Origin of the sequence: Dyadobacter sp. 32, assembly GCF_902506755.1 — a bacterium.
Lineage (GTDB): Bacteria > Bacteroidota > Bacteroidia > Cytophagales > Spirosomataceae > Dyadobacter.
The window spans coordinates 5,617,291-5,627,570 of sequence record NZ_LR735258.1 but is presented as its reverse complement, the minus strand read 5'-3'; the positions used below and the strand labels follow the sequence as shown (position 1 = coordinate 5,627,570).

At 44.5% G+C, this 10,280-nt stretch carries 8 protein-coding genes; 2 read left to right on the top strand and 6 right to left on the bottom strand.

Annotated elements, in window-relative coordinates; all coding sequences use genetic code 11:
• Nucleotides 1–20 precede the first annotated feature (20 nt).
• The 5 genes from ruvA to DYADSP32_RS23070 form a co-directional block, all read right to left on the bottom strand.
• Nucleotides 21–611 carry a Holliday junction branch migration protein RuvA gene (gene ruvA / locus DYADSP32_RS23090; RefSeq protein WP_149240552.1) on the bottom strand — a complete coding sequence of 197 codons (591 nt, stop codon included), beginning with the start codon at nucleotides 609–611 and terminating at the stop codon, nucleotides 21–23.
• 28 nt (nucleotides 612–639) lie between these two features.
• Nucleotides 640–2,166 carry a LysM peptidoglycan-binding domain-containing protein gene (locus DYADSP32_RS23085; RefSeq protein ID WP_414617990.1) on the bottom strand — a complete coding sequence of 509 codons (1,527 nt, stop codon included), beginning with the start codon at nucleotides 2,164–2,166 and terminating at the stop codon, nucleotides 640–642.
• A 166-nt stretch (nucleotides 2,167–2,332) separates the two neighbouring features.
• Nucleotides 2,333–3,772, bottom strand: coding sequence for an Asp-tRNA(Asn)/Glu-tRNA(Gln) amidotransferase subunit GatA (gatA, locus tag DYADSP32_RS23080; RefSeq protein ID WP_149240553.1), 1,440 nt, complete (start codon nucleotides 3,770–3,772; stop codon nucleotides 2,333–2,335).
• A 91-nt stretch (nucleotides 3,773–3,863) separates the two neighbouring features.
• Entirely contained in the window at nucleotides 3,864–4,067 is a 204-nt protein-coding gene (locus DYADSP32_RS23075) for a twin-arginine translocase TatA/TatE family subunit (protein ID WP_149240554.1), read from the bottom strand.
• Nucleotides 4,068–4,137: 70 nt separating this feature from the next.
• Nucleotides 4,138–4,569, bottom strand: a complete 432-nt coding sequence (locus DYADSP32_RS23070) for a YkvA family protein (protein ID WP_414617989.1) — start codon at nucleotides 4,567–4,569, stop codon at nucleotides 4,138–4,140.
• 275 nt (nucleotides 4,570–4,844) lie between these two features.
• Between DYADSP32_RS23070 and mdh the strand changes: the two genes are divergently transcribed.
• Nucleotides 4,845–5,771 carry a malate dehydrogenase gene (mdh, locus tag DYADSP32_RS23065; protein ID WP_149240555.1) on the top strand — a complete coding sequence of 309 codons (927 nt, stop codon included), beginning with the start codon at nucleotides 4,845–4,847 and terminating at the stop codon, nucleotides 5,769–5,771.
• A 79-nt stretch (nucleotides 5,772–5,850) separates the two neighbouring features.
• Here mdh and DYADSP32_RS23060 read toward each other — a convergent pair whose 3' ends face one another.
• A complete protein-coding gene (locus DYADSP32_RS23060; protein ID WP_149240556.1) occupies nucleotides 5,851–7,227 on the bottom strand; it encodes a hypothetical protein in 1,377 nt (458 codons plus the stop codon).
• 86 nt (nucleotides 7,228–7,313) lie between these two features.
• On the opposite strand from DYADSP32_RS23060, the gene DYADSP32_RS23055 reads away from it, so the two are divergent.
• Nucleotides 7,314–10,220, top strand: coding sequence for a triple tyrosine motif-containing protein (locus DYADSP32_RS23055; protein ID WP_149240557.1), 2,907 nt, complete (start codon nucleotides 7,314–7,316; stop codon nucleotides 10,218–10,220).
• The last annotated feature ends 60 nt before the right edge of the window (nucleotides 10,221–10,280 follow it).

The window sequence follows — 10,280 nt, the reverse complement described above, 5'->3', positions numbered from 1 at the left end:
GATCAAACATTTTAATCTGCTTATCGCAACGCAAGTTTAATCAATTGTTCTACCGTAATGCCCACTCCTTCACGTTTGATAATCACATCCACACTTTTTTCTGCCGTTGCCTTGGGAATTCCCAGGGTTACCAAAGCTGCCAGGGCTTCACTTCTCAATACGTTGGAAGAGCTCTCGGGTGTTTTCACGCCCGTCGACGACAAGGTATCTTTGCGCATTTTATCTTTCAGCTCCAATATCACTCTTTGTGCCGTTTTAGATCCGATCCCCTTAATGGATTGAATCAGGCGTAAATCCTCATCCACTATACCCTGGCGTATTTCGGAAGACGACAGCGATGACAACATGACCAAAGCAGTTGACGGCCCTATTCCAGAAATCCCGGTGAGGTCCAGAAACAGCTTTTTTTCATCAGTACTCCAAAAACCGTATAAAATATGAGCGTCTTCCCGAATATTAAGGTAAGTTACCAATTTGCATCGATTGCCCTCCTCGGGCAATGATGTATACGTTTGCAAGGAAATCCGGATTTCGTAACCAAGGCCGTTTACATCGATGATGGCATAGGCCGGATCTTTGTAAGCAACTTTTCCTTCCACGTAAGCGATCATAAATAATTCTGTGTGTTTTTCCTGGTTACTAGCTGGTAATAATAAGCTTTTGCCCTGGCTTTATATCATTACCTCTGATTTTATTGGCCTTTTTCAAATTATTAACAGGCAAGCCATAGCGCTGCGAAATAGTCCAAAGTGTATCACCATGCTGCACGGTGTGATACCGATGCTTTGAATGTTTATTCTGAGGTTTCTCCTTTTCTGTACGAGTGCTTGCCACACGCACCTCTTGCCCCACCACCCGCTTTACATTTTTATACACGATCAACTTTTGGCCCTTGGCAATGTTACTCTTACGGAGATGGTTCCATTTCTTTAAGTCTGAAATCTCCACGTTCATTTTCCTGGAAATCGAAGATAATGTTTCACCCTTTCTGACAATGTAGGACGATTTCTTTGAAACAATCTTCGTTTCGATTCGATCTGCGACTTCCTCCTCTTCAGCCACGGAAGCCAAAGAATTGACCACGCTGTTACCCAATGAATCACGCTGTGTACTATCCATCCTGGCAAGCATCACAGACGAGAAACGTTTCGTACAGGAATCCATAATCACATTCCTGTTACTGACCAGATAGGTATACTTGACACTGGGTACACGTAAAACAAAATTCCTGGTTTGATCCGGAAGTGTTTTTTTGGTCAAATGGGGATTAAGTTTCTCGAGCTCTTCCAATGCTATACCGCTTGTTTCACAAAAAGTAACAAGATTGATATAACCATTGATATGAATGGTATCATTCGGCACGATGTATTCCGGATTTTCAGCATAAATACCATGGTAATTCCCATAGTTCATCATGTAATTCATCGCCACATACTGTGGCACGTATGACCTGGTTTCCTTGGGAAGTACATTGTAAATGGTCCAGAAGGTTGTTCCGTGAGAACGCCGCATGGCGCGCTTTACATTTCCGGGGCCTGTATTGTAGGAAGCCAGAGCGAGTTCCCAGTCACCAAAAATATTATAAAGCTGCTTTAAATAGGTACACGCCGCTTCGGTTGCTTTTACCGGCTCAAAGCGCTCATCAATGTAAGTGTCCTGATGTAATCCAAACTCACGCCCCGTAGCAGGCATAAATTGCCATAAACCGCCAGCTCTTGCTCGGGAAATAGCCCGCGGGTCCAGGCCTGACTCTATCATGGACAGGTATTTTAGTTCTGTCGGAAGGCCATGCTTCTGGAGTGTTTTTTCAAATAATGGAAAATACAAAGGCATCTTTTCCATCATGGTTTTGGTAAACTTTGCCTTTCTATAAATGAAGTACTCTACAAACTCGTGAGAAGATTTATGGTAGGTCAAAGGTATTGACTTTTCCAATTTGGCAAATCTGGCTCTTAAAAGCTGCTCTGGAACGGCCGGATTCACCCCTATTTCTTCAACCTCGGGCAGGTCAATTTCATCGGCCTGGGCTGCAATACCCAATGTGTCTCCATCGGCCTCTAAACGCTCCTGCGGAACTACGGGCTGCATATTTTCAGCAACTACCTCCGAATTCCATAACCCTACGCACACGGCTCCGAGCCACAACACTTTTTTAGAAATCCTCATTAATTGTTTTTTTGATGGTTGATCAATTCTCGGTTGTCAATTGTAAACATTTGGCTATAAAACATTTACCTGATTTTTAATTTTCAAATTGATGAAAATTTCCTGACTGAATTTATTCAATCTTCAATCTAAAAGTACGCTACAACGCCGGATCATGCATGAGTGATTACAAATTCGGCTCCGGCGTTAGACCTGTAAGGTATTTAGCGAACGAAAACATGCTCTCCTCACCATAAAATGGCGCCATAATCTGAATTCCAATGGGCAATCCCGATTCATCCACCCCGTTGGGTACAGACATCGCCGGATTGCCGACCACATTGGCATGCACTGTAAAAATATCTGCAAGATACATTTGTATCGGATCCTCTACCTTTTCGCCTATGGGGAACGCAGATGTAGGCGTAACCGGTGAAATCAAAAAATCAAACTGCTCAAAGAAGCGCTGCGTTTCCTCCCGCACCAGTCTTCTAACGCGTTGCGCCTTGGTATAGTATGCGTCATAATAATTAGCACTGAGCACAAAAGTACCTAATAATATTCTTCTCCTCACCTCTTCCCCAAAACCTTCGGTCCTTGATTTTTTATAAAGTGTTTCCAAATCCCCTGAAACTGAGGTACGATGACCGTAGCGTACGCCATCAAACCGGGACAGGTTCGAACTTGCCTCTGCGGTGGTAAGAATGTAATAGGTGGGTAGCAGGGAATTTAATAATGGCATCTCTACAGGAGAAACTTCATGTCCCTCTGCACGTAGCTGATCCAGAATAGCCAACGTACGTGCTTTAATCTCCGGCGCAATTGCATCGTTTTCAACCGTCTCTCTGATATATCCGATCCGGGCTTTTCCAGTAAATTCCAAATTTCGGGAATAGGACGGCACCTCTTTGGTTGAGACGGTACTGTCGTAATCATCCTTCCCTGCCATTACTTCGAGGATAAGCGCTGCATCTTCCACGCTTTTCGTGATCGGCCCTATGCAATCAAAGGAAGAAGCATAGGCAATGAGGCCCCAACGGGAAACACGCCCATAAGAAGGTTTGACACCCACTACACCGCAAAAGGCTGCCGGCTGACGTACGGAGCCACCCGTATCGCTTCCGATGGATGCGTGACATAAGCCTGCCTGGACAGCCACCGCCGAGCCACCTGACGAACCTCCTGGCACACGCAGATTATCCGCCGCGTTCAGTACCGGACCAAATGATGAATTTTCATTGGATGAACCCATGGCAAATTCGTCGCAATTCTGACGGCCAATCACGATTACATCCGCGTCCAGGAGACGCTGAACAGCCGTGGCTGAATACGGAGAAATGTAAGAAGCAAGTATCTGACTGCCCGCCTGCAGCCCGTGGCCCTGGTAGGCAAGTACATCTTTCAAGCCAACGATTAGTCCTGCCAGCTTACCTGCAGTTCCTTCTTTAATCTTACGATCAATTTCTAAAGCACGAAGAAGCGACTCTTCTGAATAGACTTCAACAAACGCATTCAGATGACTGTTAAGATTTATCCGGTCAAGATACTGCTGAACCAACTGCACACAAGTCAAATTTCCTACACGTAAATCCTCCTGAAGTTCGTTCAGCGTTTTATAATCTTTCAACGTTTCCTATTTTGTGGGGTTATAAACAAAGAATCAGAGCCATAAAGTATCCACTAAATGGCTCTGCTACAACTTCGACAAGACGGAAGGATTACTTAGGATCTTCCATGCTTTTCTCTATATTCTCTTTTACGTCTTTAGTGGCGTTTTTGAACTCATTGATACCCTGACCCAAGCCGCGCATCAATTCAGGGATTTTCTTCGCTCCGAAGAATAGTAACACAAAAAGAGCAATCATGATCATTTCCGATCCGCCCAATCCTCCTAAAAATCCCAAAATCATTCCTGATTCCATATCTATTTTAATTTTATTATGTTTACAAAAATACTTATTCTTTTTTAAAGACCTAAAATAAGGCCCGACTTTATCCGATATTAATCGTTTTTTCCTGTTTCTCCCAGTTGCTGAATTTGGTCGTCTCGTCACCCAAAGTCTTGATGAGCCAGATCACCAGAGCTACGTCATCGGTGATGCCGATCACCGGCAAAAAGTCCGGGATCAGGTCGATAGGCGAAACAAAGTAGATCAGCACGGCCACTACGGAGACCATACTTTTCCAGGATATGGCCCGATATTCACCCGACGCATAGGCACGTAACATTCTGATCAGCAATTGCACCCCATTTTGAAATTCCGCCAAATTGCCCTTAAAGCCTACGGTTTGAAGCTTTTGGACAACTTCCTTAGCCAACTCTATCAGCCGTGTAGTGTTGCCCGCATACCTGCCGGCCTTCCCCTGAGCCTTTCTAAAAAAAACCGATTGAAGAATACGGTTCAACAAAGATTCGTTGTTCATGTTTTCTAATTATTTATTGCCGGGAACCTTGCTGCCTAACACCTTCCCACTTGCATCGGTTATCCGGGAAATCGGCTCAATTTTGCCTCTCAAAATGAAAAAGTGGTTTGCAACCCCATTATAACTATCTAATAACGTAAAAAATTGCAGTTTGGATTGCACCATATTACTTTTCATTCAAAAAATTAAATTCATTGTGGTTTAAACAAATAATGTATCCTAATTTTAGGAATTATTTAATCAAATACTTCCATACCATTTAACAGATTTCTTATATGAAGATTACTGTCGTTGGCGCGGGTGCTGTTGGAGCAACCACTGCCGATAATATTATTCGTCGCGAACTGGCCGAAGAGGTCGTATTACTGGATATTAAAGAAGGAGTAAGCGAAGGCAAGTCTCTTGATATGTATCAAACGGCTGCTTTGCTTGGCTTTAATACCAAACCCATAGGTTCTACCAATGATTACGAAAAAACCAAAGGATCGGACGTTGTTGTGATCACTTCGGGACTTCCCCGCAAGCCCGGCATGACCCGCGAAGAGCTGATCGGAATAAATGCTGGAATTGTAAAAGGAGTTACTGAAAATATCCTTAAATATTCTCCCAAAGCCATCATTATCGTTGTTTCCAATCCCATGGACACAATGACGTACCTTGCTTTTAAGGAGTCCGGGATACCGAAAAAACGTCTGATCGGAATGGGTGGAGCACTGGACAGCGCTCGTTTCAAAACTTACCTGGCCCTGGAAATGGATGTATCTCCGCTGGATATCCACGGTATGGTGATCGGAGGGCATGGAGACACCACGATGATCCCGCTGACCCGTTTGGCAACGTACAACGGCATTCCTGTGAGCCGATTCATTTCTGCCGAAAAACTTGAAAAAGTGGCTGCCGACACCATGGTGGGCGGTGCAACACTTACAAAACTGATCGGCACTTCGGCCTGGTATGCACCTGGTGCCGCCACTTTACTGCTGGTTGAAAGTATTGTGCGCAACCAAAAAAGAATTGTTCCCTGCAGCGTGTATCTGAACGGAGAATATGGCCAGAAAGATATTTGTATGGGCGTTCCGGTGGTATTGGGGCGCAACGGGTGGGAGAAAATCGTAAACCTTCGCCTAAGCGATGCGGAAAAAGCGGCTTTCGAAAAATCCGCAGAAGCGGTAAGATCCATGAATGGAGCATTAAGCTTGTAATGATACACTCCAGTAATCGCAAATGGGCAGCCCGAACAGGCTGCCCATTTGTGTATAACAGTGATCATCCGGCAGTATATCAAATCGAAATCTGATACTGCAATATCCAGGATCCCCGCCTTCCATCCTTGGCCAGCTCGTTGACAATTGCACCCGTTTTATATACCGGTCTGTTTTCATAATTCAACGTCAACTTTCCATTGTGACCTTTTATGAGCCAGTTTACACCTATATTGTAAACATTCATGGCATCACTTAGACGCTCGTAATCTGCATGTTGCAAAGATGCAAAGGGCATCAATGTGCCATGATTCCCCAACAACTGGTCTTTAAACTTATATCCCGCCTGCGCATAAATCACTTTTCCAGTACCAAACATCGGGTAGGTATTGCCCTGGGTACCACTTACGCCAGTGATAGGCTGCGTGGTACCGGTGCCTGGGTTCATACTTCCATTGTAACGCAAATATCCTTTGCCATAATCACTGTGAAAGTATCCCAGGTAACCAGACACTGCCGTACCTTTACTTTTGTTAACAGGCATATCTGCATAAGCCGCTACCGACCATAAATTCATGTTTCCGTACAATGTATCGGCCCTTTCTCTTCGCCAGGTCGCATTTTTTTGCGAAATAAAACCTGCTTCCAGATTAAACACCTTTCTTTTTCCCAGGTAAGTACCCGTCATATAGCCGGGCACTGTATTGTCTTCGGTGTCAAAGAAATTGTAGACCAATAATCCGTCAAACTGTTTTTTATGCCTCTTCTGAGCAAAAACAGAGTTGGTTCCCAAGCCGGCAGGAGTTGCACCACTCGTTTCAACCGGGAATGGATCTGCTATGGCAATACGGTAATTCACCTTCCCTATCTGCCCCCGGCTGTAAACCGCCAGTTTTCGGGAGAAAATGTCGGTCTGATCCACAGTAGCCTGCGCAAATACAGGCACATCCATGGTCATAATGGTGCCAATGCTGGGCTGTGAAAAACGGGATAGCCCATTGACGATGGTAAGTCCACCACCAAGCCTGATAAAATTATTTCCTTTACGCTGAACTTCATACTCGCCCAGGGCATCATGAAAAAATGCCCCCACTTTTCTATTACTGGGGGTACCCACCGTGTTATAGGCCGGAAAACCGCTCGTTTTATTAAAGTTATTCATCCCGAATTGGGTGTAAAAGAATACCCGGTCGGTAATTTGCCCAAACAATTGCATACGAGTACGACGTAATCCGATATCAAACGTATTGGTGGCCGGATCTCCCAATACAGTCGTACCAGGATTATTTTCGTTCATACGCAGCCAGGTTTGGTTGGTGAAGGTAACTTTGACATAATGTGACCCGGAATTATTAAGATTGTACCGGATATCATTTTTTATGTTATCGTCAGAAGGCTTGGTTTGAGCCGAAACCAATGGTGAGATGAGTATCAAAACGAAAATTACTTTAAGCATAAGCAAGAATTATTAGTGATTGGAATGAGCAAATAGCGCATTATTCCCGAAAATAATGAGTAAAACACAAATATAAGGACGTCTGAATGATCTCTTTTGTACTTGATAAGCCAGGCAAACCAAGGCTACTTTGCGACCATCGCTTCCAGACGAAGCCAGTGCATAGGGCGACTTTACTGCTTTTGTTTGCTTTTTATTCTTCTGCATTTTGTCAGGAAACACCCCCGCTGGTCAATTTTACACCTCAGATGTACAAGGCCCACCAACAAAACTGGGCTATTGATCAGGCTGATAATAACGTGATCTATGCAGCTAATTCCGATGGGCTACTCGAGTACGACGGTGCCCAATGGAAGCTTTATCCCATGCCCGACGGTCAAATAGTGCGTTCTGTATTGTGTGATGAAGTTACCTGCCAACCACTGACTGCCAAAGGTAAAATTTTGGCAAGACGGAAGGAGAAAGTGAGCAGGGTCTATGTAGGTGGTTTTGCCGAGTTTGGCTACTGGCAAGAAAATGGCTCAGGCTTGCTTTACTATCACTCTCTAAGCAAAAATACCGGACTCGCCAGTCTGAAAACAGAAGAAATCTGGCATATTCTTAAAACTCCGGATTTTATTTACTTCCAATCCTTTTCCCGGATTTATCGTTATGATGGAAAAAGCCTGACAGAAATTAGAGTACCGGGTAATTTAATGTACATGAGATATGTACATAACCGCTTGCTGGTGCAGATGATCGGTAAGGGGTTATACGAACTGAACAACCGCACATGGACTCCTGTATCCGGAACCGATGCATTGGCATCCACCACGGTGTCGTCCATCCTGCCATTGAAAAAAAACAAGATACTTGTTGCCACCACCAAACATGGCCTGTTTACCTACGAGAATGGTCAGCTTAATGCATGGAACATTCCCATTGCTGTTGATCTGAAAAGAAACATCATTAACAAAGCAATCCTGCTAAGCCAGGACAGCAGTTATGCGATAGGTACCATACAAAGGGGCGTTTACATTATTTCAAAGGATGGCCTTCTCAAATACCAGTTTAACAAAGAAAATGGCCTCCAGAATAACACTGTGCTGGCCCTGGCCGAAGACAGACGAAACCACCTTTGGACTGGAATGGACAAGGGAATTGATCTGATCAGTATTTCCTCCCCCATTATTGCTTACCAGACCAGTGACAACCCGCTAGGCTCCACGTACGCGGCAGCAGTGTGGCGGGGTAATCTATATGTTGGATCCAACAATGGCGTTTTTGTAAAAAAGTGGAAATCTGCCGAGCCCTTCCGCTCCATACCTGGCCTGGGTGGACAAACCTGGTTATTAAAGGTATTTAATGATCAGCTACTCTGCGGGCATAATGACGCCACCTACAGCATCGAAGCGCATGGCATCAGGCGAATTTCCAATATTACAGGCGGCTGGATATTTTTGCCCGTCCAGCATGGAAATGATACTCTCCTTCTCCAAGGCTCCTACACCGGTTTGCATGTATATAAAAGAGATAAAAATCATTTTTGGACCTACGCCTACCCCGTGAAGTCTGTTCCGCCTATACCGGTTCGCCAGCTGATACAGGACACGGCAGGGTCTTTCTGGCTTGCACATGCCTATAAAGGATTGTACCAAACCCGATTAACACCCACGCTGGATTCGGCCATTTCCTGGAAAGAATATAAAGCTCCGCAGGAAATACCCAGTGAATTTTCGGTTGAGATCAATATCAAGGATGATAAAGTTCTCGTACGATCTGCAAACGCATACTTTCAGCCTATTGGAGAAAAACAGCTTGGGGCAATAAATACCTTCCAGAGTAACCCGGAAGAACCATTTAAAATCCGGGAAGGAATTCATTCCGAGTGGTTTAAAGTATTCATGAACCATATTGAATTCCACTCCGGAAATGGCCAGAAGAAAAACCTGGAACTTACCCTGGTCAGAAATAGCGAAACGATTATCCCTTTGACCGATTCTTACTATTTTTTCTGTCTGGACAATGGATATGCGCTTTATGATCGGCTGAGCAACACCAGATTTACCCAGGAAACGATACTACCCACAGTCCGGAGGGTGTCCAATCTGCGCAACCTGTCCGAAGCATACGAAATAAGAAGCGGTGTCACGCTTCCTGAAGATGCGCGTTCGCTTCGTATTTCCTATTCGTTATCATTATTCGGGCAAAATGTTCAATTCAAGTACAGATTAAAAGGCCTTACCGAACAATGGTCAGAGTGGACCGACCAGACCACCGTCGATTTCACCAATCTTGAAGCAGGAAGCTATACTTTCGAGATCCGGAGTAGCATTAGCAATGAGATTGCCTCCTACCAATTTTCAGTAGCTCCCTACTGGAGTGAAACCTTCTGGGCCAAATTGCTTTTTTGGATCACGGTCACTCTTATTCTTGTATCCTTACTGCTATACCAGGAACGCCGTCTCGAGCGACACAGAGCCAAGTTGCTTGAAGAACAGGAAGAAAAACTCCGCCAGCAAAGGCTTTCCAGTGAGCGAAAAATTATGGAAATTCAAAATGAAAAGCTACAGAGTGAGATCAAAAGCAAAAGCCAGCAAATAAGTAACGTTGCGATCAACGTGGTGCGCAAAAATGAAATTCTGCAGGAGATCCGGGACGAGCTCAAACAGGTAAAACAGGATATGGGGCAGCAATTACCAAATATTCATTACCAAAAACTGCTCAACAGTATTGAAAGAAACGTGGCCGGTAAAGAGGATTGGCAACTTTTCGAAGATAACTTTGAGGAAGTACATGAACAATTTTTCAAGAGGCTTCGCAGTATCTGCCCGGCCATCTCTCCATCCGAACTACGCCTTGCTGCATGCCTGCGTATGAATCTTTCCACCAAAGAGATGGCGCCCGCACTGGGGATTTCTATTAGAGGTGTGGAGATAAAGCGCTATCGGCTACGCAAAAAACTGGGATTAGGCCTCGACGCAAACCTGGTGCAATACATGATGGATATTTGACAAAATTGCACAAATTCTACATAAAATCACTTTAATGCTATTTATCCTTGCATTATTCTA

Coding starts and splice junctions, on each gene's coding strand:
- ruvA (WP_149240552.1), bottom strand. CDS start 611: ATGATCGCTTACGTGGAAGGAAAAGTTGCTTACAAAGATCCGGCCTAT.
- DYADSP32_RS23085 (WP_414617990.1), bottom strand. CDS start 2,166: ATGAGGATTTCTAAAAAAGTGTTGTGGCTCGGAGCCGTGTGCGTAGGG.
- DYADSP32_RS23075 (WP_149240554.1), bottom strand. CDS start 4,067: ATGGAATCAGGAATGATTTTGGGATTTTTAGGAGGATTGGGCGGATCG.
- DYADSP32_RS23070 (WP_414617989.1), bottom strand. CDS start 4,569: ATGAACAACGAATCTTTGTTGAACCGTATTCTTCAATCGGTTTTTTTT.
- mdh (WP_149240555.1), top strand. CDS start 4,845: ATGAAGATTACTGTCGTTGGCGCGGGTGCTGTTGGAGCAACCACTGCC.
- DYADSP32_RS23060 (WP_149240556.1), bottom strand. CDS start 7,227: ATGCTTAAAGTAATTTTCGTTTTGATACTCATCTCACCATTGGTTTCG.
- DYADSP32_RS23055 (WP_149240557.1), top strand. CDS start 7,314: ATGATCTCTTTTGTACTTGATAAGCCAGGCAAACCAAGGCTACTTTGC.